26 protein-coding genes, 1 pseudogene and 1 riboswitch are annotated in these 25,358 nt (G+C 48.2%); of the genes and pseudogenes, 8 read left to right on the forward strand and 19 right to left on the reverse strand.

Going from position 1 to position 25,358, the window contains the following annotated elements:
* Nucleotides 1-62: 62 nt before the first annotated feature.
* The 14 genes from ACUYLD_RS14965 to ACUYLD_RS15030 all read right to left on the reverse strand — a co-directional run bounded on the left by ACUYLD_RS14965 (nucleotide 63) and on the right by ACUYLD_RS15030 (nucleotide 13,195).
* Nucleotides 63-650, reverse strand: coding sequence for a TIGR01440 family protein (locus ACUYLD_RS14965; RefSeq protein WP_209947923.1), 588 nt, complete (start codon nucleotides 648-650; stop codon nucleotides 63-65).
* Between the two features lie 220 nt (nucleotides 651-870).
* A riboswitch (ZMP/ZTP riboswitch) is annotated at nucleotides 871-952 on the reverse strand.
* A 78-nt stretch (nucleotides 953-1,030) separates the two neighbouring features.
* A complete protein-coding gene (locus ACUYLD_RS14970) occupies nucleotides 1,031-1,615 on the reverse strand; it encodes a low molecular weight protein arginine phosphatase (RefSeq protein WP_061832035.1) in 585 nt (194 codons plus the stop codon).
* A 104-nt stretch (nucleotides 1,616-1,719) separates the two neighbouring features.
* The gene (locus ACUYLD_RS14975; RefSeq protein WP_023990719.1) at nucleotides 1,720-2,280 is read right to left on the reverse strand and encodes a manganese efflux pump MntP; all 561 of its coding nucleotides are present in this window, start codon (nucleotides 2,278-2,280) and stop codon (nucleotides 1,720-1,722) included.
* 142 nt (nucleotides 2,281-2,422) lie between these two features.
* On the reverse strand, nucleotides 2,423-3,670 hold the full coding sequence (locus ACUYLD_RS14980) for an L-threonylcarbamoyladenylate synthase (protein ID WP_446675406.1): 1,248 nt from the start codon (nucleotides 3,668-3,670) through the stop codon (nucleotides 2,423-2,425).
* Between the two features lie 155 nt (nucleotides 3,671-3,825).
* A complete protein-coding gene (spoIIR, locus tag ACUYLD_RS14985; RefSeq protein ID WP_446675407.1) occupies nucleotides 3,826-4,518 on the reverse strand; it encodes a stage II sporulation protein R in 693 nt (230 codons plus the stop codon).
* 256 nt (nucleotides 4,519-4,774) lie between these two features.
* The gene (locus ACUYLD_RS14990) at nucleotides 4,775-5,968 is read right to left on the reverse strand and encodes an FtsW/RodA/SpoVE family cell cycle protein (protein WP_446675408.1); all 1,194 of its coding nucleotides are present in this window, start codon (nucleotides 5,966-5,968) and stop codon (nucleotides 4,775-4,777) included.
* Nucleotides 5,969-6,043: 75 nt separating this feature from the next.
* Nucleotides 6,044-6,943, reverse strand: coding sequence for a peptide chain release factor N(5)-glutamine methyltransferase (gene prmC / locus ACUYLD_RS14995; protein WP_446675409.1), 900 nt, complete (start codon nucleotides 6,941-6,943; stop codon nucleotides 6,044-6,046).
* A gap of 3 nt (nucleotides 6,944-6,946) precedes the next feature.
* Nucleotides 6,947-8,014, reverse strand: a complete 1,068-nt coding sequence (gene prfA / locus ACUYLD_RS15000; RefSeq protein ID WP_013312344.1) for a peptide chain release factor 1 — start codon at nucleotides 8,012-8,014, stop codon at nucleotides 6,947-6,949.
* Between the two features lie 271 nt (nucleotides 8,015-8,285).
* On the reverse strand, nucleotides 8,286-9,386 hold the full coding sequence (ychF, locus tag ACUYLD_RS15005) for a redox-regulated ATPase YchF (protein ID WP_039271572.1): 1,101 nt from the start codon (nucleotides 9,384-9,386) through the stop codon (nucleotides 8,286-8,288).
* A 133-nt stretch (nucleotides 9,387-9,519) separates the two neighbouring features.
* Entirely contained in the window at nucleotides 9,520-10,011 is a 492-nt protein-coding gene (locus ACUYLD_RS15010; RefSeq protein WP_061832119.1) for a GNAT family N-acetyltransferase, read from the reverse strand.
* Nucleotides 10,008-11,108: a type 2 isopentenyl-diphosphate Delta-isomerase gene (fni, locus tag ACUYLD_RS15015; RefSeq protein ID WP_446675410.1), complete on the reverse strand. Its 1,101-nt coding sequence runs from the start codon at nucleotides 11,106-11,108 to the stop codon at nucleotides 10,008-10,010. Before fni ends, ACUYLD_RS15010 begins: the two co-directional genes overlap by 4 nt.
* A 349-nt stretch (nucleotides 11,109-11,457) precedes the next feature.
* Nucleotides 11,458-11,949, reverse strand: a complete 492-nt coding sequence (locus ACUYLD_RS15020; RefSeq protein ID WP_446675411.1) for a DMT family transporter — start codon at nucleotides 11,947-11,949, stop codon at nucleotides 11,458-11,460.
* A 56-nt stretch (nucleotides 11,950-12,005) separates the two neighbouring features.
* Nucleotides 12,006-12,710 carry a Crp/Fnr family transcriptional regulator gene (locus ACUYLD_RS15025; protein ID WP_446675412.1) on the reverse strand — a complete coding sequence of 235 codons (705 nt, stop codon included), beginning with the start codon at nucleotides 12,708-12,710 and terminating at the stop codon, nucleotides 12,006-12,008.
* Between the two features lie 59 nt (nucleotides 12,711-12,769).
* Nucleotides 12,770-13,195: a DMT family transporter gene (locus tag ACUYLD_RS15030; RefSeq protein WP_250266829.1), complete on the reverse strand. Its 426-nt coding sequence runs from the start codon at nucleotides 13,193-13,195 to the stop codon at nucleotides 12,770-12,772.
* Nucleotides 13,196-13,430: 235 nt separating this feature from the next.
* Here ACUYLD_RS15030 and ACUYLD_RS15035 point away from each other — a divergent pair, with 235 nt between their 5' ends.
* Entirely contained in the window at nucleotides 13,431-14,927 is a 1,497-nt protein-coding gene (locus ACUYLD_RS15035; RefSeq protein WP_446675413.1) for a phospholipase D family protein, read from the forward strand.
* A gap of 34 nt (nucleotides 14,928-14,961) precedes the next feature.
* On the opposite strand, the gene cls is transcribed toward ACUYLD_RS15035, so the two are convergent.
* Nucleotides 14,962-16,473: a cardiolipin synthase gene (gene cls, locus ACUYLD_RS15040; RefSeq protein WP_446675414.1), complete on the reverse strand. Its 1,512-nt coding sequence runs from the start codon at nucleotides 16,471-16,473 to the stop codon at nucleotides 14,962-14,964.
* 206 nt (nucleotides 16,474-16,679) lie between these two features.
* On the opposite strand from cls, the gene ACUYLD_RS15045 reads away from it, so the two are divergent.
* The 4 genes from ACUYLD_RS15045 to ACUYLD_RS15060 are packed head-to-tail and all read left to right on the forward strand — an operon-like array spanning nucleotide 16,680 to nucleotide 18,962.
* Nucleotides 16,680-17,273, forward strand: coding sequence for a TetR/AcrR family transcriptional regulator (locus ACUYLD_RS15045; RefSeq protein ID WP_446675415.1), 594 nt, complete (start codon nucleotides 16,680-16,682; stop codon nucleotides 17,271-17,273).
* Nucleotides 17,274-17,317: 44 nt separating this feature from the next.
* Nucleotides 17,318-17,659, forward strand: a complete 342-nt coding sequence (locus ACUYLD_RS15050; RefSeq protein ID WP_039271586.1) for a DMT family transporter — start codon at nucleotides 17,318-17,320, stop codon at nucleotides 17,657-17,659.
* The gene (locus ACUYLD_RS15055; RefSeq protein WP_013312355.1) at nucleotides 17,659-17,973 is read left to right on the forward strand and encodes a DMT family transporter; all 315 of its coding nucleotides are present in this window, start codon (nucleotides 17,659-17,661) and stop codon (nucleotides 17,971-17,973) included. Before ACUYLD_RS15050 ends, ACUYLD_RS15055 begins: the two co-directional genes overlap by 1 nt.
* Nucleotides 17,974-18,029: 56 nt before the next feature.
* Complete coding sequence (locus ACUYLD_RS15060) at nucleotides 18,030-18,962, forward strand: 1-phosphofructokinase family hexose kinase (protein WP_446675416.1); 933 nt, start codon at nucleotides 18,030-18,032, stop codon at nucleotides 18,960-18,962.
* A gap of 104 nt (nucleotides 18,963-19,066) precedes the next feature.
* Here ACUYLD_RS15060 and ACUYLD_RS15065 read toward each other — a convergent pair whose 3' ends face one another.
* Complete coding sequence (locus ACUYLD_RS15065) at nucleotides 19,067-19,501, reverse strand: Lrp/AsnC family transcriptional regulator (RefSeq protein ID WP_254326157.1); 435 nt, start codon at nucleotides 19,499-19,501, stop codon at nucleotides 19,067-19,069.
* A 158-nt stretch (nucleotides 19,502-19,659) separates the two neighbouring features.
* On the opposite strand from ACUYLD_RS15065, the gene ACUYLD_RS15070 reads away from it, so the two are divergent.
* Both ACUYLD_RS15070 and ACUYLD_RS15075 read left to right on the forward strand, forming a co-directional pair.
* The gene (locus ACUYLD_RS15070; protein WP_322158847.1) at nucleotides 19,660-20,121 is read left to right on the forward strand and encodes a VOC family protein; all 462 of its coding nucleotides are present in this window, start codon (nucleotides 19,660-19,662) and stop codon (nucleotides 20,119-20,121) included.
* Nucleotides 20,122-20,248: 127 nt separating this feature from the next.
* Entirely contained in the window at nucleotides 20,249-20,680 is a 432-nt protein-coding gene (locus tag ACUYLD_RS15075; RefSeq protein WP_202403975.1) for a DUF3592 domain-containing protein, read from the forward strand.
* 11 nt (nucleotides 20,681-20,691) lie between these two features.
* Here ACUYLD_RS15075 and ACUYLD_RS15080 read toward each other — a convergent pair whose 3' ends face one another.
* Nucleotides 20,692-21,306 carry a LysE/ArgO family amino acid transporter gene (locus ACUYLD_RS15080; protein WP_446675417.1) on the reverse strand — a complete coding sequence of 205 codons (615 nt, stop codon included), beginning with the start codon at nucleotides 21,304-21,306 and terminating at the stop codon, nucleotides 20,692-20,694.
* Nucleotides 21,307-21,391: 85 nt separating this feature from the next.
* The gene (gene mobA, locus ACUYLD_RS15085; protein ID WP_446675418.1) at nucleotides 21,392-22,072 is read right to left on the reverse strand and encodes a molybdenum cofactor guanylyltransferase; all 681 of its coding nucleotides are present in this window, start codon (nucleotides 22,070-22,072) and stop codon (nucleotides 21,392-21,394) included.
* A gap of 197 nt (nucleotides 22,073-22,269) precedes the next feature.
* Between mobA and ACUYLD_RS15090 the strand changes: the two are divergent.
* A pseudogene (locus ACUYLD_RS15090) lies at nucleotides 22,270-23,492 on the forward strand (MFS transporter).
* Nucleotides 23,493-23,677: 185 nt separating this feature from the next.
* On the opposite strand, the gene ACUYLD_RS15095 reads toward ACUYLD_RS15090, so the two are convergent.
* Entirely contained in the window at nucleotides 23,678-25,357 is a 1,680-nt protein-coding gene (locus ACUYLD_RS15095) for a glutamine--tRNA ligase/YqeY domain fusion protein (RefSeq protein WP_322158852.1), read from the reverse strand.
* Nucleotide 25,358 lies beyond the last annotated feature (1 nt).

The raw sequence follows: 25,358 nt of genomic DNA on the forward strand, positions 1-25,358 counted from the left end.
CTGTTGGGTACCTCATCATCAATGCAAAAAAGATTAGTACAAACATGCCGCCATGCCAGATGCTAATCGCAGTTTCCGCCGACTTCTTGCTCCAGACTATACACTGCCCGTTGTCCACCAATAAGTGGAGGACGGGTGAATGCCGCTGTCACACGTGCTTCGCCAATCCAGCGAAGACTTGGGCGAAATGGAACAGCAATGGGTCGCAGATGCATGCCAATAAGCGTTTCGCCGATGTCTATCCCGGCATGGGCCTGCACGTTCGCCGCCAAACACGCGTCACTCATAGAACGATAGGCGACGGTGGCCATAGAGCCTCCTGCTGTACGAACAGGAACAGCTGCAACCTCCGTCAGTCCCAGTCGCTCCAGCACAGCCCGTTCAACGACCAGCGCTCGGTTCAAATGCTCGCAGCATTGAAACGCCACATCAAAGCCATACTCCCTGCGAACGGACTCTACTCCAGACAACAGTTGCTGAGCCACATCGAGCGCTCCCGCCGTACCAATCCGACTTCCAGCCACTTCACTTGTGCTAACGCCAATAACCAGCAGGCGGCCAGCCTTGAGACTGGCTGCTTCTGCGATTTCCCGCACAACAGAAGTGGTCTGTGCTTCTAGCGAAATCTCATGATCCAATTGTCCCACTATTGGAACCTCCTTTGGTTGAACAGCCTCTCAGAGACTAGGCACGGTCTCATGCCCCAAGTTCAACACACTCTCTCCTGATCACAATCTGACTATATTATAGCCGATGTTTCAGATTTCGAGCAGAAAAAATGGAAGAACCTTTAAAGGAATCAACTCTCAGCTAACAATCTGGCTCAACTTGTATATGAAAAAAAGAGCAGTCCACACCTATGTGGAATTGCTCTTTTGCCCAGGCGACCGGCCGTATATCCGATGCTCCATCGTGGTTAATCCCACTTTTGTCGCCAGTTACATCGGATTCTCATTTTTCCACCTTATCTTAACGGATTAGCCGCCGAAAATCAACAGATTCCGTACAAAACAGATGAGTAATACCAATTTTATTCGGAAGAAGCCTTTAGCTTGTCCAGCAGCTTATGCAGCGCCGTACGGATTTCTGCAGCTGTGACATCGTAGTCTTCTCGCGAACCGCCAAACGGATCTGAAATATCAAAGCCCGGAATCCGTTGGTGTAATTCAATCATTCGTTCACGCTCCTGCGCCGATAGCTCTTGTCCGAGTGAAGCCATCAACTGCTGTGAAGCATATAACCCATCCAACTCCTGTACATCATTCAACACCGCATCCCGGTTCTCCACATATTCCTTAAGTGTAAATACTTTGCCCGCCGTTTGGGGAAAGCGCTGAATTACGTGCTGTTTATGTCCTTGCGTCAAGGTTAAGATCAGATGCGCCCACCCGGCAAGCCCGTCGCTCAAAGGGGTTGAAGTGATCTGATCGGATATATCGTGATCACGTAGAACCGCCTCTGCATGTCGGGATATCGGCGTGCCTTCCATCGCGGCTACTCCCGCAGAACGCACTTCCAGTTCTAGCCCCTGCTCAGCAGCCAACTTACGCAGCATCCCTTCAGCCATTGGACTGCGACAGGTATTCCCTGTGCATACGAATAAGATATTCTTCAACGTTTTCACCCCCCGTATGTTAAAAAAATATATAAACAGAGGATTACTATAATCCTAATCCTTTACGATAACCCTGCACTTATTTTACACTGTCTACGCTAAAATCAAAACATAAACATAAAGCCGAATGCCAACAAAATGGCACCACCCACTGCTTCCCCATAATCTCCTAGATTACGGCTGACCTTGCGACCCAGCAGCAGGCCCAGCATCGCCATTGCTCCCCCGCAAAAACCAAACGCCAGAACGGACAGCACCAGATCACTCTGGAACATACCTAGTGACACTCCTACAGAAAATGAGTCAACGCTCACCCCAAGTGCAAACAGCAAAAGGCCTAAAGGCGAACGATGATCCAATACCTGTACGCCGTCCCCTTTAAAGGAATTATACACCATATGCCCGCCCAAAAGGATGAGTAGACCCCCTGCGAAGTAGGCCGTCACATGACCTAATAAAGAACTCATATAATGGCCTGTGAACATTCCCAGTAATGGCATCAGAATATGAAAAAAGCCAATGACAGTACTGATGCGCAGGACGTCTCGCAGGCGTATCCCCTTCATGCCGATCCCTACGCCCAGCGATAACGCATCCATTCCTAGCGCTACCGCCATGATCAGAATCGTTACAACCTGCCCGGCATGGGCAGAGGCTGCCAGCATACTCCATCCCTCCATTATCCGTCTGTTCTTGTACACGTTATGCGGACAAGGGGCAAATCAGTACAAGCATGTACTGGAAGTACCCAATACCGAGACGAGGAGGGAGTAAAATTTAATATAAGAGGCTCTGATTCGACAGAAGCTACAAGCGGACGATTCGGTGACCTGCCGCTTTAAGCAGGCGGTTCATGACGGCGTCTCCCAATCCCTTCGGCGGACAGGATTCCGCCAAAATGTAGGTGACGCCGTCCTCGTCGCAGCGACGCAGCACGCCGTACAGGCGCTGCGCCGCCTCATGGAGCGCGTCCAGCTTGCCTAGCGTATAGACGCGTTCTCCGGCGTAACCGGCGGCATGCTCGTCGAACGCGAGCACTGCCGTGCGCTCCCCGCGCGCGGAAGCCTCCGCCAGCGCGGCGCGAATCCAGCCCGTCACCTCAACGGACGACGGGCCTTGTACCACGCTCAAGCGGCCTCGCGGCGCGTAGTGCGTGTACTTCATGCCCGGCGAGCGCGGCGCTGGGCTGTCCGCGTCTTCCCCGGGCGTAACAGTCAACGCCGGGTCCAGCACGACGGCGCGAGCAACCGCAGCGAGCAGCTCAGCCGTCACGCCGCCGGGGCGCAGGATGGTGACGGTTCCGTCGTCACCCGCCTGCACCACCGTGGACTCCAGCCCCACCCCCGTGGGACCTCCGTCCAAAATGCCGCCGATGCGGCCCTCCAGATCCTCTCGCACATGCTGTGCAAGGGTGGGACTGGGTCTTCCCGACCGGTTGGCGCTTGGCGCAGCCAGTGGACAACCCGCTTCAGCGATCAAACGAAGGGCTATCGGATGATCCGGCATGCGCACTCCGACTGTATCCAGCCCGGCTGTCACACGCGATGACAGTGCCTGCGGCACTACCGGCAATACGAGAGTCAGCGGTCCCGGCCAGAACATATTCATCAGCGCTCGGGCCGTATCGTTTATTTCTGCTACCATACCCTCTAATTGATCAGCATCAGAGATATGTACAATGAGCGGGTTATCGGAGGGACGTCCTTTGGCAGCGAATACCGCCTCCACCGCTTTTGTACTACGAGCATCGGCCCCCAGGCCGTACACGGTCTCCGTAGGAAAGGCTACCGTCTCTCCAGCTTGGAGGAGTACGCCGGCCTCCCGTATGCCCTTTTCCGCCGCGATCCGAGTCTGTTCAGCCCAAACTTCGTCAGAAACATCCCCGTCAATGTTGCTCACAGGAACCAAACATCTTACATCCCACCATTGGGTATGGGAAGACCTCAATGCCTGCTTCAGCTCGCAATTTTCCTGTTCGTCCAGCTTTTGCTCCGATTTTTCTTTTTGCACAAAATCTCCGCGCAAGTCTTGCATTTGATTCGATTTATCACTCATATCAGATCATCCCATATCTTATTGTCATATACAGGCCAGTGATTTCGCTTGATCCTATAAGGCTACTTTGAAAGATCAGTTTATTTGGCTCTGCCATGTGTATATCTATCGTAAGCTCCATTATAGCATATGGGGAAACTTACACTCCTCAACGTTTAGGCAAACAAGCCACTCACCCAGCTACACAGTCCCGCAAGTGCATCCCACAGAAAAAAACGTACTTCCGGCTCCTTGTCAGCGGCATTCGTCCGACTTTCTCCGTGATCCGTTTTTGCTGATACTGTTTGTGCCGATGCTTCACCACTGCCTGCATCAATAAAGCACAGCGGAGGAAACAGCACGCACCACCAATTTTGCCCTTTTCCTTGCCCCAGCGTAACCCGAAGCGCTTCATAATTCCCTGCTGGGTAGACCAGACCACCGTACATTTTCGTCGGGAAAGGTACGCTCGCCAGTTCCACCTGATGATCATATGCAATGCCGCGACGAGCCAGTTCCGTACCTACCAAACGGTCAATTTCAGGTAAATGAGCACCAATCAATGATCTAGCTTGATCTAAGCTTTGCGGGTTTTCCAGCTCACCCACCCAGGCATTCATCTGCTGTACAATAGCGTCCCGTATTTCGCGTTTAACCAGCTGATCCTCCGGACGATCCGAGTTGGCCAAAATACGCAGTCGAATGGAGTCATGTGGAATCACATTCAGCCCTGTTGTAGCTACTCCTGATGCTAAGGTTCCTCTTGTTCCAGTGGTCATAGCAGCATCCGTCTTTTGACCTTCCCAAGACATCATTAATATCGAAATACAAAATAGTATCATTGCAGCTTGCTTGATCCAATTTCTCATCTTCGTCTCCCCCAAACCCAAACTCTATCATGTCTATCAGTCTGTCCGGTTTGGGAGAGTCTAAACCTATGAATCTTGTAAAAGATTCAGGAACACTTTACAGATTTTCTTCAATACACCCTCAAATCATGCTACACCAAGCTTCTGACCCTCACCGAGGCATATAAAAAAGCCCAGATTTCACAATCTGGACTCTCTGGTTGCACCGTTTCAACTCACACAAATACCAATCAGTTTCAAGCCAAATCCACCTGCACTAGGCTTTTTTCGCCTTCGTCAAGCTTACTCTGGAAGGCTGCGGCAGATCGTCCTCCAGCTCTTGGCCGTGCACCTTAATACTCATAACCAAGCCGATACTAGCCATGTTAATAAGCAACGAGGTACCACCATAACTTATGAACGGGAGCGTAATCCCCGTAAGCGGCATAATGCCCAGAAACGCACCAATGTTCTCAAAAATCTGGTACAGCAACATGGACACAATCCCGACAATAATATACGGTCCGGCGCGATCCCGGCATTCCAGCGAAATCAGGATCATGCGGTGAATCAAAATAAAATATAACAATAGCAGCACTGAAGAGCCTACAAAGCCAAATTCCTCCGCTACGACCACAAAAATAGAATCCGCGTACGTATAAGGAACACGCCCGGACTGTACCGAGGTTCCTTGCAAAAAGCCCTTGCCAATCATCCCGCCAGAGGCTATCGCCAGCTTGGCATTTTTGGTATGATAAGACGCCTTCGCGGTTGCCTCTTCCGGTACCAACCAAGGGTCCAAACGCTCAACCCAGTGACTACGGCCAATTCCCTTCATAAAGGAATCAATCTCATCGTGAAACGAAATATAAGCCTTGATCCCGCCGCCAACGGCGACTGCAAATACGATGAATCCGATCAACGCATGAGATGCCTTCACATTACCAATCCATAGCATACCAATGACGATGACAATGTAACCGAGCGCATTACCCAAGTCATTTTGTGCCATAACCATGGCAAACGGGACAAAGCTCACCAGAGCGACTGGAAGAACATCCTGAATAAAATACAGCTTGCTCTTGCGCTTTTTGATCAGCATATAAGTCAGAAAAATGATAAGGACCAGCTTGAATACTTCAGCAGGCTGAAGATTCAAGCCACCAATTTTCAAAAAGCCCTGAGAGTTGTTAACCGTCCCGCCAAAAAATCCGAGACCCAACAGGAATATTCCGCCCCCATATACGTACAGGGCTTTTTTAATGAATATCCGAAAATCGACCATCGCTAAACCCAAGATCGCCACAAAACCCAATATATAATACCCAATCATCCTCTGGTAATCGTTGCCGTGATCAGGCAGGTTCGTAGGAGCTCTACCTGCGCTGTATACTGTTACAATACTAATCGCCATGAGCAAAATCAGAATAAAGATAACCGGACCGTCAATTTTTTTCAATTTCTGAAGCATGATTTCCCCCTGAGCCGTTTCTCGGTCATACCCCTCTTATTCTAAAGGAAAGACTCGCAAAAAGAAAATGCAGCACTACTCCGAGACACCTAGGACATGTCGTTCGATCCCAGCAAGGTCAGGAACGATTATAATGTTCTTCCAATGACCCGCCTGTTCCAGCAGGTCAGCCACGTCTCTGGCCTGTCCCATCCCCAATTCAAACCCGATTAGCCGGGGCGGAGCCTGAAGGAGTCCGAGCTGCTCCAGCATTGCCCGATACGGGCCGAGCCCGTCAGGACCACCATCCAACGCCATCCGTGGCTCATGGTCGCGGACCTCCGGCTGTAAGCCAGCGATGTCAGCAGCCGGGATGTACGGCGGGTTGGACACGAGAATGTCCACCGTCGTTCCCGCAAATGGCGCCAGCAGATCGCCCTCGCGGAATTCTACGGCTGCGCCGTTCGCAACGGCGTTATGAGCCGCTACTTTTAACGCGGCAGCCGAAATATCCCCTGCCGCCACGCGCCAGCTCGGTCGCTCAGCCGCCAGCGTCACGGCAATCGCACCGCTGCCCGCGCCGATGTCGAGCGCCTGCGGAGCGCCGCTTGGCCACAGAAGATCGCCGTGCTGGAGTATCGCCTCGACGAGCAGTTCTGTCTCGGGGCGTGGGATCAGCACCGACGGCGAAACCATGAACGAGCGGCCATAAAATTCCTGCCGTCCGATAATATACTGCGCCGGTTCACCCGCAGCTTTGCGGGCTATGATCCGTTCCCACGCCTCCTTGGCGGTGGAAGGGAACGGATCACCCAGAGCGGCGTAAAACGCCGTACCTTCCAACCCGAGCACATGCTCCAGCAGCAAACGGGCATTATGCTGCGGCTCCAGAACGCCACAGCTTCCTAAAAAAGAAGAAGCCTCAACTAAGGCTTCTCTGACACTCATGTTCCGTTCCGGCGACATCCGATACACACAATCGCGCTCGTTCCCCAAAACTTAAACCTCTTGTTCCATCAAATCAGCCTGCTCTGCAATCGTGAGCGCCGATACGATTTCTTCGATCTCCCCGTTCATCACCTGGTCCAACTTATGCATAGTTAGGCCAATACGATGATCCGTTACACGGCTTTGCGGGAAATTGTAGGTACGTATACGCTCACTGCGGTCTCCAGTACCTACTTTACTCTTACGCTCGCCTGCATATTTGGCTTCCTCTTCCTGACGCAACATATCCGAAATACGGGCACGCAAAACTTGCAGCGCCTTCTCCTTATTGGAGTTCTGGGATTTTCCGTCCTGACAGGTTGCCATAATACCTGTTGGCATATGCGTTACACGCACCGCCGACTTGGTCGTATTAACGGACTGCCCGCCCGCACCGCTGGAACAGAACGTATCCACGCGAATATCCTTATCGGAAATTTCAATATCCACTTCTTCGGCCTCAGGCATAACGGATACTGTAGATGTCGACGTATGAATACGCCCACCTGATTCCGTCGTCGGAATCCGCTGTACGCGGTGTGCGCCGCTTTCGAATTTCATCTTGCTGTATGCACCACGACCGTTAATCATGAAAATAACCTCTTTAAAGCCCCCGAGATCATTCATGTTCGCGTCCATCAGCTCTACACGCCAGCCTTGAGTATCGGCATAACGAGTATACATCCGATACAAGTCAGCTGCGAACAGTGCCGCTTCGTCACCACCTGCTGCACCACGAATCTCAATAATAACGTTCTTATCATCATTCGGGTCCTTTGGCAGCAGCAAAATACGGATTTTTTCATCCAACTCCCGCTTGCGAACACTCAGTTCTTCAATCTCCATTTTGACCATTTCACGCATCTCGTCGTCCAGCTTTTCACCCTGCATGGTTTTTGCAGCTTCCAGCTCTTCAACGACATTTTTATATTCGGTATATGCTTCATAAGCAGGCTGTAAATCAGACTGTTCTTTGGAATAATCTCTAAGTTTTTTGCTATCGTTCGCTACATCCGGATCGCAGAGCAGTTCGCTCAGTTTATCGTAGCGGTCCGCCAATGATTGCAATCGGTCCAACAAGCGATTCACCTCTTCAGTTAAATTAATATGAAACCAGCTTCAATTCCACTGGCTACAGCTCTTTATTATACCAACTAATTCATGAATTAGCTACAAGAAATACTGACTAATTTAGGATTTTGCAAAAATCCACACAACAGCAATACAATAAAAAAGTCGCCGCCCTAATATAGGCAGCGACCACGTAATCTAGCACCTTTCAGAACACACATACATGAAGTCATCGTCTTTTATATATCCGAATCAGGTATTGTATTCTGGAAATTATATATTAAACATTAAAACGGAAATGCATAACGTCTCCGTCCTGCACTACATATTCCTTACCTTCCAGACGAAGCTGACCACGTTCCTTAGCCCCGTTCATCGAACCAGCAGCGACCAAATCGTTGTAGGATACAACCTCAGCACGAATAAATCCGCGTTCAAAATCCGTATGAATGACGCCCGCAGCACCCGGTGCTTTCGTTCCTTTGTGAATCGTCCAAGCGCGTACTTCCTGCACACCTGCTGTGAAATACGTATACAGGCCCAGCAAGCGATATGCTGCTTTAATCAGACGGTTCAATCCGGATTCAGCTAATCCCAGCTCCTCGAGGAACATCGCTTTGTCTTCGCCTTCCAGTTCAGCGATTTCAGATTCTACCTTGGCGCTGATCGGCACCACTTCTGCATTTTCCGCCACGGCAAAATCGCGTACCTTTTGCACATATGGATTGCTATCCGCTTCCGTTACGCCATCTTCGCTAACATTAGCTGCGTAGAGTACAGGCTTCATCGTAAGCAAATGAAGATCGCGTACAATCAACCGTTCTTCATCCGACAATTCTAAGCTACGCGCAGGTTTATCAGCATACAGCGATTCCTTGATCCGCTCCAACACTTCTACCTCTTGGGTGTACTGCTTGTTGCCACCCTTCATGTTTTTGCGGGAACGTTCAATACGCTTGTCTACACTTTCGATATCCGCCAGAATCAGTTCCAAATTAATGGTCTGAATGTCGCTGATCGGGTCAATTTTGCCGTCCACATGGGTAATGTTCTCATCTTCAAAGCAACGTACCACATGTACAATCGCATCCACTTCACGAATATGAGCCAAAAACTTGTTACCCAGACCCTCGCCCTTGCTCGCACCGCGCACAAGTCCTGCAATATCAACAAATTCAAATGCCGTTGGCACCGTTTTATTCGGCACAACCAGTTCGGTCAGCTTATCCAGCCGCTCGTCTGGTACTTCAACGACGCCTACATTGGGGTCAATCGTACAAAATGGATAGTTTGCGGATTCCGCACCCGCCTGCGTTATTGCGTTAAAAAGTGTTGATTTGCCCACGTTCGGCAAGCCCACAATCCCCGCTTTTAAAGCCATAATCAGAACAACTCCCGTTTATATAAAATATGCGTTATGCCATCCGTTAGTTTACCAACCCACATTATATATGAGAACCTATACACGCGGCAAGCATACGGTTATGAAATTCAGGATATTGCTATATCCCTATTTAGATTTCTTTGCTCATCTGGATATCTGTAATCCGATAGCCCGACTTGCGATATACATGCAAAGCTCGCTCATTGTGCCCAAATACATGCAAACCGATGCGGACTGCTCCCAGTCTGCGAGCCTCCTGTTCCAAAGCCCCCATCGCCAGCGTGCCTAGACCCCTCCCCTGATATGAATCGTAGACAAGAATATCCAGTAGGAAAGCTTCTTTTCCTTGCACCCCATCCGTAATATTGAACCAGATGTAGCCAGCTTCCTCCTGACTCTGCCTCCCGGCATCGGAAAACATCAACATATACAGGTGAGCATGAGGTGTGTCTAGTCTCTGTGGCAGGTATCGAGCAAAACTTTCTGCCGCACGTTCTGGTGCTTCTTCTACCGTCCATGTACCTGCTTGGATTTTCTCATCCGCATAGTCGGCAAGCGAGCGTTGTTCAAATCGATCATATTGCTCTGCATTCATCGGAACCAATGTAATAAGTCCGCTCATCCGTTTACCTTCTTTCTTAGTCGAGTCGTATCTTTGAGTCCTTCTATTCCATCTACCCCAATACCAAACATAACCGTGCGGAGTTCCAGTTCGACCTGCTCCAAACGTGCCTCCAGCGCTTCACTAGAGGCAACCGCAGAACCGAGCAAAGAACGCCCGAAGCCTGCCATGTCAGCTCCCAAAGCAAGCGCCTTCGCTGCATCGACACCGTCTCTCAGTCCACCGCTGCCGATCAGAGCACCATGTGGCTCAGCGGCTCTGACTTCCACGATACAATCAGCGGTCGAGTTGCCCCAATCCGCAAATGCCTCCGCCGCCGCGCGACGCACAGGATCAGGATTGCGAAATTTCTCCACTTGGCTCCAGCTTGTCCCGCCTGCGCCAGCGACATCTATAAAGGCTGCACCCGCATCATACAGTCTCGATGCCGTCTCGCCATCTATGCCCCAACCTACTTCCTTCACTCCTACAGGCACTGAAAGCTGACGACACAACTCCTCAATGCGCTGAAGCAAACCACTAAAATCCAAATTCCCTTCAGGTTGAAAAATCTCCTGCAATCCGTTCAAATGCAGCACCAACATATCTGCTCCGGCAATTTCCACTGCACGGCGACAGTCATCCACACCAAATCCGTAGTTCAGCTGCACCGCACCCAGATTGGCAAGGATCGGGATACTGGGTGCCAGACGGCGAACCGCAAAGGTTGAAGCCAGTTCTTCCCTTTCCACCGCAGCCCGTACCGAACCGACGCCGAGCGCCCAGCCGCGTCTCTCCGCTGTCTCTGCTAGTCGCTCATTAATCGCTCCTGTCTCGGTGCTGCCGCCTGTCATGGAGCTAATAAGCAGCGGTGTTCGAACAGCTCGTCCTAAAAAAGTACTATCCAGACGAACCTCGTCAAAATGCAACTCCGGCAGAGCGCAGTGCTTAAAGGCATATCGCTCCAGCCCGCTGGTGATGCCTTGTCCTGCCACATCTTCTTGCAAACAAAGGCGGACGTGCTCAATCTTCCGTTCACCTGTCCTTGCGGCAGGCAACAAAGAGCCAGATCTGTTAAAACCGTCAGATGCTCCTTTTCCATTCTCTGTACTACTCATCTATGTCCCACCTCATCCAAAGTCACTCTGTTATTGCATCAAGTTCAAGAAGCACAAATAAGACCGTTCCCGAACACGGTAACCGATCTATTTATCGTCTCTTATATTCAATATCGTAGCCCTTAAAGTGGCTATTTTAAGATACTTTCATTGTATCATGGATGGAAAAATATATACACGATCGTGAACATTTTTTCTTACCCATGGCCATGTTCAAAATTTGCAATAAACCAGTTATTACGGAAACTCTACAGAAAAGCCGCTCCTAATTGAGCTGCCGCTTTTCTGCAAAATGCCTATTCGAAAGGACGATCCCTATCCCAGCAAGATAAAGGCCATACAATCTCCTTCATCCCTTCATCGAATCAGGTACAGATGAAATGCTTTCTGCTTGTTCCTTCGTACGCCCATGTCCAAATTTGAATACGAGAATACCACCGATAATGACCAATACTCCGATCAACTTGTTAAAGGTAAAAGGAATCTTTTCTAATCCTAGCCATCCTAACGAATCCCACAACAGGGCCGTACCTAATTGCGCCGTCAATACAATGGAGATCGCATAGGTCGGGCCAAGTCGCTTCATTCCTTGCACCAGACAGAACACAACACCGACGCCAATCATGCCACTGAACCAGTACCACGGCTGCATATGCTGTAAAGTAAATGTATTTTTCCCTTCAAAAATAAGACTTCCGAGTAAGGAAGCCACGAACCCTGTTCCCAGCACCAATGTTGTTGTAGCCCACGATCCTGTCCGTTCATTCACCTTATTATTGAATATCGTTTGCAAACTGACCAAGGCACCTGCGATAATCGCCAATACAACTCCTAATAACATATGTTAACTCTCCCTTGATGATCCTTGATATTCTTCTGCTTTCATAAATGCCCATATTACAATGATTCATAAATATTATGTCCTGCCAGTTCACTCAAACCTTTTCTGTCCCGAATGACAATGTAGCCTTTTGTCCGTTCAACCCGTCCATCTTCAATCATTTTGCGAATAACACGGTTGAGATGTCTATAGCTGGTTCCGATCAAATTCGCCACATCTACCAGACTGGATGCAAGTAATTCCTCATGAAAAGCCGTATTCGATTCGTCAAAAGAAACCGATAGCAGGTAGCTCGCCAGCCTGACTTCCACCGGATACATGAGATTGAAACTGGAAAAGTCGGAGTCCAGGCAAAACTTTCGCGTGACAATATCCAATAGAAATTGCAGCAAAGGAGCATAGTCTCTGCCGTATTTGTTCATCCATTGGTGGTGAATACCGATCACATAGATCGGGGACACTGCCTCTACTGTGTTGATGACGTGACTACTCCGAATATATTCAACATCTCCTATAACCTCGATCGGTGTTTTGAAGCAAAGGATCAGGGTTTTCCCTTCTGTAGAGCTGGTATAAATCTTGACCTTGCCCTGCACCAGTATATATAGATGCTCGATGGGGTCCCCCTGTAAACAGAGCTTTTCCCCTTGCTCCAAACGATGCAACGACAAATAAGGATGTAGTGGCTCGTAGAGTATGGATTCCAACTCATGCAGCTGCAAAAAATATTTTAGCTGCTCTTGATCCTGAATTTCTCTCATTCCTAAGCTCACCTTCAATCTCTACATTCTAAGCTTTCTTTACAAGTTAAATTTCTATTTTAAAGCTTCAGAATAATTACACCCGCGATCATCATACCAATACCTATAAATTGTGGCAGCTTCATCTTTTGCTTCACTATACCGAACCATCCCTTAATATCTACCAGGAAGGTTAAACACAACTGCGCAATCAACAACGCCGAGATCGTGAATGTAACCCCAATATGTTGGATTGCCGTGACTTCACTAAATATAATAATTGCTGCAAAGGCACCGCCCCAAAGATACATCGTCTTTACCTGTTTCAGTTCAGCCACATTGCCATCCCTTGTAAACATCCAGACTAATGCTGCCAAAATAAAGCCTATTAGCTGAGTAACAGTGGCCGCCTGCCATGTACCGATATCCTGACTAATTCGTGTATTCGCTACCCCCTGTAGCGTAATACACGCTCCTCCCAGAAAAGCAAACAAGATTCCTCTCATAAATCGTTATTCTCCCCATGTAAATGACTTTTCTATATATTAAATTATAGGGCAGACTTCCTATAAAGGACATATGTCCTCAACGAATAGTAAAGCATCTTCCATTTCATTCTATTTAGTATCCGCGTCAATCCTGCACACTTGCGTTAATAACTTGACAGTATCCCATCATAAAACTGCATGTTCCGGCACGATAAAATGGAATGCAGCATTCAATTGAGGAGTTGATCGTCATATGACTACACGTGATCCGCTACATTCTGTGCCGGAATATCAAAGAAGAACTGAGAAAAAGGGTCGGGCTTTTAAAATCGCCATTCTGGTACTTATCCTCTGGCTGATTGCCGTCATGCTGTATCAGACCCACAAACCATTGCCTCCGTTCGTCTCTTATGAGAGTCAGGAGTATTCGACCCATGAAGTAAACTTCTGGACAGATTTGACCTATCCCACCGGGGATGGAAGCACTGTACAGCATGAAGGCCAAATTTTGAATCGTATGCTCGGGATCATTGATGAAGCTGAGCAATTTATTGTCATCGACCTGTTTCTGTTCAATGACTATAAGCATAAAGGTCAGCACTTCCCCCAAGTCAGTGCACAAATGACCGATCATCTTATTGCCAAAAAGAAAGCTCATCCGGATATGCCTATCTTTTTCATTACAGATGAAGTCAATACCAACTACAATTCTGCCCCCAATCCTTTGTTGGAGAATATGAAGCGAGCAGGGATTCAAGTCGTGCAGACCGATGTAGACCCGTTGCGGGACTCCACCCCCATCTATTCGGCAGTGTGGCGTACCTTTTTCCAATGGTTCGGGCAGCAGGGCACAGGTTGGATTCCCAACCTGATGGCCAGTGACGGACCTGATGTTACGGCTCGCTCCTATCTTAAGCTGTTAAACGTCAAGGCCAATCACCGAAAATTGGTTGCCAACGAACAGACAGCGCTCATTTCTACAGGCAACGTGCACGACGCGAGCGCCTATCACTCCAATGTAGCGCTGGAGGTGAAGGGGCCTATCATTGGAGACATTTTACAAACAGAGCAGGCGGTATTGGACTTTTCGGGCGGTGGACAGCTTCCTGCCTATACACCACAGGCCGAATCCAAAGTTCCATCGAGAAAGGACAGCTATCGGATCAAATATCTAACTGAGGGCAAGGTGTACACCTCAGTTCTGGATGGCATTGCGCAGACGAAGAAAGGGGACAGCATTCATATGGGCATGTTTTATTTGGCTGACCGCAAAGTATTGAACAGCCTGCTGGATGCCTCTGCGCGCGGTGTAAACATCCAATTGCTGCTGGACCCCAATCAAAACGCGTTTGGTCAGGAAAAAATCGGCATCCCCAATCGTCCGGTCGCCCAGGAGTTGTCCGATAAATCGGGCGGGAACATTCAAATTCGCTGGTATCATACCACCCATGAGCAGTTCCATACCAAACTGATTTATATTGCCAAAGCGCAAGGGGAGCATATCATTTGGGGTGGCTCTACCAATCTGACCCCCCGTAATCTGGATGATTTGAATCTGGAAAATGAGTTGTGGGTGGCCGCTCCGGCGGACAGCAAGCTGACCCGACAGGTTGCGGCCTATTTTGATAAGCTATGGAATAATCAGGGGGCTGAATACAGTTTGGATCTAGCAGCTTACGAGGATCATTCAACATTTTGGAAAGATATTATATACCGTCTACAGGATATTTTAGGCTTTACTACATTTTAACTACGGGATACTGCTGTAGCGAATTCGTTTATGCTTACAGCAGTGGTGAAAGCAGCCGCGCGAGCGATTCCATCAAACGTTTGAACAGACGTTTTTTCATGAATTCTTCGCGTACGATCAGACTGGTAGAGTGCAAATCTCGTTCGTAGTCTGTTACCATCTGCTGCACACTGTGCGTTTGAATTAACAGAGCGTTAACTTCAAAATTCAAATGAAAGCTACGCATATCCATATTGGCTGTCCCAATCGTCGCAACTTCCCCGTCAATGATAAGGAGCTTGGAGTGGAGGAACCCCTTCTCATATTCATATACCTTGACTCCAACCTCCAGTAACGACTGGAAGTACGAATGAGACGCGAGGAACGGTAGCCATTTATCCGGTTTAGCGGGAAACAGAATACGCACGTCCAACCCGGACAAGGCAGCCATCCGTAAGGCAGTCAGGATATCTTCATCCGGGATAAAATAAGGAGTGGCAATCCAGACTGATTTTCGGGCGGACGTGATCATGGAGAAAAAGAGATTTTTGAGCACTCTCCGCTCATTATCCGGGCCACTGGCAATAATCTGCACGCCTCCGTCCGTAATTGGTTCAATATTGGGAGACAGATATTCGCTATCGAGCACCGACTCACCCGTCATGTGAAGCCAATCTTGTAGAAATATAAGCTGCAACGTCCGTACAGCTTCGCCCTTCACAATCATATGCGTATCACGCCAAAAGCCGTAGGCTTTGTTGCGGCTGAGATACTCATCTCCCACATTTAGACCGCCAATTAATCCGATATTACCGTCGATGACTACAATTTTACGGTGATTACGATAGTTTACCCGGCTGGAGAAGAACAAGATCCGAGCGCCGCCGTACGCAACAACCTCTACTCCTGCATCTCTCATTTCCTTCAAAAATGACTTCGACAACTGAATACTGCCCACCGCATCGTACATAAACCGAACCTTAACACCCGCTTTAGCCTTTTCGATCAAAATTTTCTGAATGCTGGTACCGATATCATCCGACCGGAAAATGTAATATTCCATATGGATATGATGCTGCGCCTTGCGCAGTTCTTCCAGCAAAGTGGAGAAGGTTTCATCTCCATTGTTCAGAATGTGAGTTTCTGTCGCAAAATAAATCGGGGAGCGGGCCAGTCTGCGGGCCAAACGCATCAACTGCTGCTGCTCATCTGTAAAGCAGGTCAGATCTCGTTTGACTCGCAAAGCATCCTTTTCTATGCGGTCGTAAGCCTGTTGGTCACGCAATGCCTTTTTATCATACTTGCGACGCTTGAATACATTTTGCCCAAACAGAAAATAAAGAGGAAGTCCAACGACTGGCAGCAATGCCAGCAGCAAAATCCAGGACATCGTAGTGGAGGGATTACGATTCTCCGTAAAAATAATCAGACTGATGGAGATCACTGTCAGGGTGGAAAAAATACTGATGACAGTTCCTTCATTTTTGCCGATGTAATTAAACAAGCCAAAATAATAAATAATAAACACCATAGCCGCGATCAATACGGCCAGTAAGCTTCGCCTCATAACTAACCTCACTTCCAGTGGACTGCATTTGACAAGTATTCTTCATTATATTGTACATGAGCCCCTTATTTCTTCCCACTTTTTTATTAAAATGTTGATAAAAAAAATCCAAAGAAAAGCTTTATGCAAAAACGCAATGATGCTGGGTTGACACTTACTTTTTTTCGTGCAAGAATAAACTAACGAACGTTAGGTAGGTGACAATAATGGGGATGGAAGAGATTCGAAAGGCCGCTCTTTTTCAATTTGCCACCAATGGGTATGAGGGAGCCTCCTTGAGCTGTATTGCCGCTGAGGTTGGTATCCGAAAACCATCTATATACGCGCATTTCCAAGGCAAGGAGGATCTGTTTCTACAGGTAGCTAGGTACGCTTTTCAAGAGCAGAATTTACGTATTTTCGAATACTTTACGGAACGTAAAGATCAGCCGCTTAAGCATACCCTGCATGACTTCTTGTTTTGGATGGGACAGGAATATGAGAGCAACGACTCAGCCAAGTTTATGCTTCGCTTTTCCTTCTTTCCGCCTGTATCGTTGTATCACGAGGTGCTGGATATTGTTAATCCTTTTCTGGACAAAATGGAGCGAAAATTAACTCGTCACCTCCGGAATGCTCGGGATCGGGAACCTTTTGGGCATATGGAGCCAGTGGATGTGGCTTTAGCCTTTATGACACTGGTGGACGGAGTCATGGTGGAGCTCCTGTACAGTGGAAGCGTCAACTACCACCGAAGACTGAACGCTGCATGGCCTATTTTTTGGCGTGGGATTACGTTAACCTCACCTCATGAAGCGTGAAGCCGTCGAACTTATAAAATTTATTTTTGAGGAGAACATTCATCATGAATCGCAGTTGGATTTACGTTTTTGTTGGAGGCCTGATTGAGGTTGTATGGGTATCGGGTTTGAAGCATGCGGACTCTATACTCGCCTGGATTGTAACGGTGCTGGCCGTGGTGGCCAGCTTTTATTTAATCATGAAGGCTGCGAACCGACTGCCTGTAGGCACAGTGTATGCTGTATTCACCGGACTAGGGACAGGGGGAACAGTCGTAGGCGAAATGCTGCTATTCGGAGAACCGTTTCAATGGTCCAAAACACTATTAATCGCCCTTTTGCTGGCAGGTGTGGTCGGTCTGAAGTTAGTTACCGACCGTGATGTTCAGGAAGGAAGTGGCGCATAATGGCTTGGATTGCATTGGTTATCGCGGGGTGCTCGGAAGTGTTAGGAGTCATCGGTATGAAGGGAGTTACGGTGGGCAAAGGCTGGAAGTCCTTAGTGCTTATGGTCTTATCCTTTGTTCTTAGCTTCTCTCTACTCAGCTATGCCATGAAAAGTTTGCCTATGGGCACCTCCTATGCGGTATGGACAGGCATCGGAACGGTTGGCAGCACAATTACAGGCATGTTCTTGTACGGTGAACAAAAAAGCGTACTGCGCGTTTTATTCATCGCCATGATTCTTGCCGCAGCATTGGGATTAAAGCTAATATCTTAGCATGAGCGAATGGCATCAAATATTGCGAATTGCTGATCTTAAAGGAGTGACGCCTTGTGATTACCACCGTAACGCTTAACGCGGCTGTGGATAAAATCTACACGGTTGCAGGCTTCGGTTTGAATGCCGTCCACCGCATTGAAGGCGGCCTGACGGTACCGGGCGGCAAGGGCGTGAATGCCGCCCGCGTCATCCGCACGCTAGGCGAGCCTGTACGAGCGACCGGGTTTGCTGCCGGACACACGGGACGGCTGCTCATTGACGGGTTGAGCGCAGAAGGCTTAAGCGCCGATTTCATTGAAACGGCACACGGGGAGACCCGTCTCGCCATTACCGTGCTCGACCCGTCCGCGCGCACGCAGACCGAGCTGATTGAGAGCGGACCGACCGTTGGGCCGCTTGAATTAGCCGCACTGCGGCGCAAAATCGAGACCCTTGCCGAGGAATCGGCTTGGGTCGTCCTCTCCGGCAGCCTGCCACCCGGCTGCCCGCCCGATCTGTACGCCGAGCTGTGCACGCTGGCGAAGGCGCGCGGCGCGCGGGTAGCGCTGGACGCGAGCGGTGAGGCGCTGCGCTTGGGGCTACGCGGAAAGCCCGACCTCGTGAAGCCTAACGAGGACGAGGCCGCTCGCTTCGCGGGAATTGACGCCGCGCGCCCGGATGCCGCTGAAGCGGCGGCAGCAAAGCTGCTGGAAGCCGGAGCGCAGCTGGCCGTCATCTCGCTCGGCGCGCGCGGGGCGCTGGCGGTAACGAGCGATGCGCGCTACCGCGTGAGCCTGCCAGACGCGGACATTGTCAGCGCGCTCGGCAGCGGTGACGCTATGGTCGCCGGGCTGGTCACCGGCGCAGCTACGGGGCTGGATCTCCCTGCCATGCTACGGCAGGGAGCGGCCTGCGGCACAGCGGCAGCTCTGCACGCCATGGCCGGGAAGATCGAGCTCCAGGACGTGAAGCGTCTGGAGCAGGGCATTACGGTGACGCTGTTGTAATTCAGCGTCACTTTTGTTATTTCATCCAAGCATTCGCTTATCTTCATTTCACAAATACAGTTATTCCGAATGCTCTATATTCCAAATGTGGGTTTTCGAGTTGCTTACAGCAAAACCCTGTTTTCCAGTATATTTTTCATACAAATATGCGACTTCGAAGGCCCTAGCTTAACTAATGAATCCTGAAGCTCTGCAATTTCCTCTACCGACGCGGTTTGCACCTTAATGAGATAATTAAATTCCCCACTGATGCGAAATAAATCAGTGACTTCCTTCGCCTCTCTACAAAATTCAACCAACTCTTGGCAATGTTCCGTCTTTATTAGAATAAATGTAGTCGTTCCTCGATTCAGTTCCCGTAAATTAAATACGGTACTATATCCCGAAATAATCCCTCGTTCTTCAAGCTTGATTACCCTTTCTTTAACAGACGGCTGTGACATCGAAATTTCTTTACTGATTTGGGAAATAGTTATCCGGGCATCATGCTGTAGCAATTTCATGATTTTGTGATCTATATCGTCTATGTGATGCTGCATATCGAGCCCCTCCTGACCTGAATTTAAAAAATAATATTTTTCATCCAAATTAACTTTTATTTAATAATTAATATAGTATAAAAACCTTACTTTAAATATATATATACCCCATAATTACTCATATAATAAGGTTCACTTACATATAAGGAGGATCTGAAATGAGTGTGAAGGGATTAGCGCATGTTGCCATACAAGCCAGTAACTATCAAGCGACCATTGCATTTTATACCAAAGTATTGGGATTTAAAAGAGGACATCACTGGAGTCTTCCGTCTTTTCGAATTCAAGAGGCTTCCATGCTGATCTCACCCGATCAGAGAACCTGTATCGAAATTTTTGATAATGATGCTGTCATTCCTGCCCAAGGAAAAAAAGCTGCATCCGAGCAAGAGATTGCCCACGGGGCTTTATTACACTTGGCATTTTACGTAGACAATGTGGATGAAATATATCAAAAAGCCCTTGCCCACGGAGCAAGAACCTTTGTGGAACCCAATCAGCTTACACTTGGCGAACCTCCTCTAGTTGTAACAAATGCATTAGTCCACAGCCCCAATGGTGAGGTTATCGAATTTATCGAGGATGTTGATTTTGATATGTCCTTATCTAGCAATAAGTAATTCTCATAGCTATTAAACGGTTCCTAAAAAACATCCGATATATTGATTATCGCTTTGTTTAAAGGAGTGGATTATCATCTCAATTGATTTCAATGTATATTGGTTTCATTTTAGTTCCGATTTGCTGATGCCATTGTTCAGCTTGATTGGACTGCTACTCATCTATTTTGGATTCAGAACGATCCGTCGTCATCGTTATCGCAAACGCCACTGGGTCCGTACCAAGGGGCAAATCGTTGATGCGCATATCGAAGTAGACATTGATGTCGTTCCCTTTGACCGAGATGATCCGGTAGATACTAGCTACACCCGCCGATTAAAGGTGCGCTTCTATACAGCTTCAGGTGAAGCCGTAGAATTCTGGAATCCTTATAGCACCAACCTAAGCCTCAACCGGGTTGGCAGCAAGATTAAGGTATTATACAATCCATCTAACCCTCGGGACGCCCGAATTGCAGGCGGTGTAAATGGTGCAGGCTGTCTGGCCTTTATGCTGTTTTTGATCGGTGTTCCCTTTGCTTTGAGCGGGGTATTCGCTGTATTGAAGTTTTTCCTCTAACCAGGCTGGGATCACATACTGGTAATAAAATTTATTGCCATATACATTGCCAGGCCTAAAATAATCAGTGCCGATATTTTGTTGAGCACAGTCCCAAATTTCCCTTCTGAATCCATACGTCCCACGAGACGCCCTGCCGTTGCCAGACCGATAAACCATATCCAAGATACGGACACGGCGGCCAGACCAAAGGCCCAGCGTTCCCCGCCGTCATATTGAAGGGAGCTGGTTCCAATTACGCCAACCGTGTCGAGTATGGCATGTGGATTCAATAGCGATACCGAAGCGGCAAAAATCATCTGGCGTTTCGGCCGCATCGCCTGACTTTCTCCCGAGGAAGCTGCCTTCGATCTCCATAAAGTCCAGGCCATATACAGCAGAAACAAACAGCCCGCCGCATAGAGTACGTTCGTGAGCCATAGAAATTGCTGCAAAATAAGAGACACGCCCCCAACCGCAAGCGTGATCAGGATTGTATCACAGACACCCGCTGTAATGACAGCAGGCAGTGCATTGTGAAACCGCGACTGGGACGCCCCCTGATTAAACACAAATACATTTTGTACCCCCAAAGGCAAAATCAATCCCAATGCCAATAAAACGGCATGTATAATAGCTTCCAGCATAATTATATTCCCCCAAATTTAGTCCATCATATTTCTCTAGTTTTTGCTCTCCTAAATAGTCCTCGCGCAGGAAGCTTGTACGTTTCTAATCCTCTCGTATTCCCTTTAAATTCTTCACGTTCTGCGTGTTCTGTTGTACACTATGCTTCAACTGCTCTAACGCAAGCTCGTAGTCCCTCGGATTATTCATATTGAACGCGGCCTTATGCCACATGTCTTCACTCACCCGCGGCAAATCCTCTACCGTCGCATAACGAACGTTCAGCTTGTTCAACCAATCGGTGAGACGAAGCTGTCTATTGCGCAAACATTCCTCGGCAGACGGCAGCACGCTCCGATGGTACACAGCCAGCAACGGATGTATACGTCCATCCATAGAAGGTATTACTGCTTGCAATGTTGGTTCCGTCGTTCCATGCAACTCCGTCCATTTCTCAGTTACAACGAGCAGGTCTTGCAGCACCTCTAGCTGTATAAAAGGCATATCACAAGCGACAACCATTCCCCACTCCGTAGTAGATGCAGATAATCCCGCATGAATACCGCTTAGGGGTCCCATACCTGGAAAAACATCAGACACAGTTTCCATACCACTCAGACCATATCCTTGGTTGTCACGAGTGACTATTACAACCCGCTGGGCAACCTGCTGCAATGTAGTATACGTCCGTTCAAGCATAGTGGCTCCATTGATCTCAAGCAAAGCCTTATCCTGTCCCATTCGGCTGGAACGTCCTCCTGCGACGATAATACCAGTCACTTTCACAAAAAAATCCTCCTTTTTTTTCAGAAAACAATTGCAAATATGCATATGAATTTTTGAACAAAATTTAATTATTACATAATTGTTAATTTATTGGTTTGTTAACCCTTTCAACACATGATACATTGGAATAAAGAACCTCCCCACAGATCGGCATCGATGCGCAGTTCTCTATCGGGCTAAGAAAGGAATGGCTTGTCTTGCAAAAGAGAGAAATTCAAGAGACTCCTCTATATTCCTTAAAACTGTATAATTTTTTTCTATATGGAGCTATGGTCATTTTCTCCAGCTTCTTCCCGTTGTATCTGCAAGATATCGGCATGGACAAGCTGGAGATCGGGAGTCTGATGGCCATCGGACCTTTTGTATCCGTATTCGCGAACCCTTTTTGGGGCTATACAAGCGACCGGAGCCGTAACCTCCGACGTATTCTGCTATTTATGATTATAGGTACCTTGTTATTGCTACAAGCTTTGTTTCATGTCCATACGTATATCATGATTTATGTGTCGATGATTGGTTTTTATTTTTTCCAAAGCCCTTTATTTGCGCAAAGCAACAGCCTAATTCTCAGCTATATTGAGGGCACAGACCGGAAATTTGGCGCATTCCGTATATGGGGCTCCTTCGGTTGGGCTGTGACAGCAGCAGTTGCCGGCATAGTTATTGACCAAACGGGGATATCCAGCATATCCACCATCTTTACGGTACTTCTTCTGGCTGCATTGATCTGCACCTTGTCGATTCCACCACTGAAAAGCACTGTGGAGACAGCAACCATCCATTTGCGCGGCTTTGGCAGTGTTTTAATGAACGGATACTTTATATCCTTTATTTTATTGGGCATCCTTGTATCCATCCCGAATTCGATCAACAGCGCCTTTATGTCCCTGTACATCACCGAGCTGGGTGGGTCCAAACAGATGCTTGGTTTTGCTGTTTTTATGTCATCGGTATTCGAAATTATTGTATTTTTGCTGTTTGATCGCTTCTTGAAGAAAAGAATGACTGTGATGGTCGGCTGTTTGGCACTCGTCAGTTTGCTGTTTGCCTTACGTTGGGAACTGATGGCTCTGGCCACAGACCCGATTCAGATTGTGTTCATTCAGGCACTTCATTGCGTCACCTTCGGTGGATACTTCTATGTAGGCACCCAGTTGACCGTCCTATTTACCCCTGCAGCATACCGATCATCCGGACAGGCCGTATATACCTTGACCTGGAGTGGTATATCCGGTATCGTAGCAGGTTTTGCGGGAGGATGGCTATTCCAGAACTTTGGTGGAGAAATGATGTACCATGCAGGGGTGTTCTTCGCCCTACTTGGATCTGCGGGATTCGCTATCATGTGGTATATGCTGTACAAAAACGGTTATCAGCCAGGACTGCCAGCGGGCACAAACGAATAGAAGAAGCCCCTTAACAACACTAGAGGAATAAGCTATCCCCTCTTCCCTTCTGGCTTGTTAGCAAAGACAATAGAGTATCGTCAAGTCAATGATCATGTATAAAGAGTGTGCATGCGTAAAATAAAGGAGTCTGCCGACGGCAGACTCCTTTTCAACTTGGTCGCACGAAGCTCCCCTCTCTCCCACACTTTCCACTAGCCTATTGCTTAGGCAATTGGAAAGAGCTTTTCAACGATACAACACGGTTAAATACAGGTTTACCCGGTTGGGAAAGCTTCGGATCGACACTGAAATAACCATGACGGAAAAATTGGAACTTGTCCTGCGATTGAGCTTCTTTCATGTTCGGCTCGACATAGCCATGAGCAATTTCCAAAGAGTTCGGGTTCAATTGGTCAAGGAATGTTTTTTCCGATGCATCCTCTTCAATCTCTTCCGTGTCCTCTGCGTTAATCAAAGGCTCATACAAACGGAATTCGGCAGGTACAGCCTGAGTAGCCTCTACCCAGTGGATCGTGCCTTTCACTTTACGTCCAGTAAAGCCTGATCCGCTCTTGGTTTCTACATCATAGGTACAGTGGATTTCCGTTACATTTCCGTCTGCGTCCTTAATCACATCGTTACATTTAATGAAGTAAGCATGCTTGAGACGTACTTCATTACCAGGGAACAAACGGAAGTATTTGCTCGGCGGATTTTCCATAAAGTCCTCACGCTCGATATAAATCTCACGGGAAAACGGAATTTGACGTGTACCGAGTTCCGGATTTTCAGTATTGTTTTCCGCCTCCAGCATTTCAACTTGTCCTTCAGGATAGTTTGTGATAACCACCTTCAACGGATCTATAACTGCCATGGTGCGGGGTGCCTTAAGCTTCAAATCCTCACGTACAAAATGCTCCAGTACCTGCAAATCGATGACTCCGTAGGCTTTGGAAATGCCTGTCTCATATACGAAGCTGCGGATGGCTTCCGGCGTGTAGCCGCGACGACGTAAACCGGAAATCGTCGGCATACGCGGATCATCCCAACCATCTACGTGCTTTTCATCGACCAGAAGCTTGAGCTTACGCTTGCTGGTTACGGTTTGAGCCAGGTTCAGCCGTCCAAATTCGTATTGGTGCGGTACCTTTTCCATCTCACATTCAGCTACAACCCAATCATACAGCGGGCGCTGATCTTCGAATTCCAGCGAACAGAGCGAGTGCGTTACTCCCTCAATCGCATCTTCCAGCGGATGAGCATAGGAGTACATTGGATAGATACACCATGTGTCGCCTGTATTGTGATGTGCTGTGTGTGAAATGCGGTAAATAACCGGATCACGTAAATTAATATTTCCTGAAGCCATATCAATTTTGGCACGCAGCACCTTTTCACCATTTTGGTATTTGCCTGCACGCATCTCTTCAAACAGCTTCAGATTGTCTTCCACACTGCGATCCCGATAAGGGCTATTTTGCCCCGGTTCGGTCAGTGTACCACGAGTTTCACGGATTTGGTCCGCGCTTTGGTCATCCACGTAGGCTTTACCCTTTTGGATCAGCAGGATGGCACGCTTGTACATTTCTTCGAAATAATTGGAGGCAAAATGTTTTTCCTCCCATTCATAACCGAGCCACTTCACGTCCTCCTGAATGGAGTTCACGTATTCCGTGTCTTCCTTCGCCGGATTGGTGTCGTCAAAACGCAGATTTGTGCGTCCTCCGAATTCATCTCCCAACGAGAAATTGATCCAGATAGCTTTGGCATGTCCAATATGCAAATATCCGTTTGGTTCAGGCGGAAATCGTGTAACAACCTCCTTTACCTTACCCGTACGTAAATCCTCTTCAATAACATTTTTAATAAAATTGGGGGGAGTGATCGGCTTCTCCACG

It is taken from the genome of Paenibacillus sp. SER-28 (assembly GCF_052906305.1).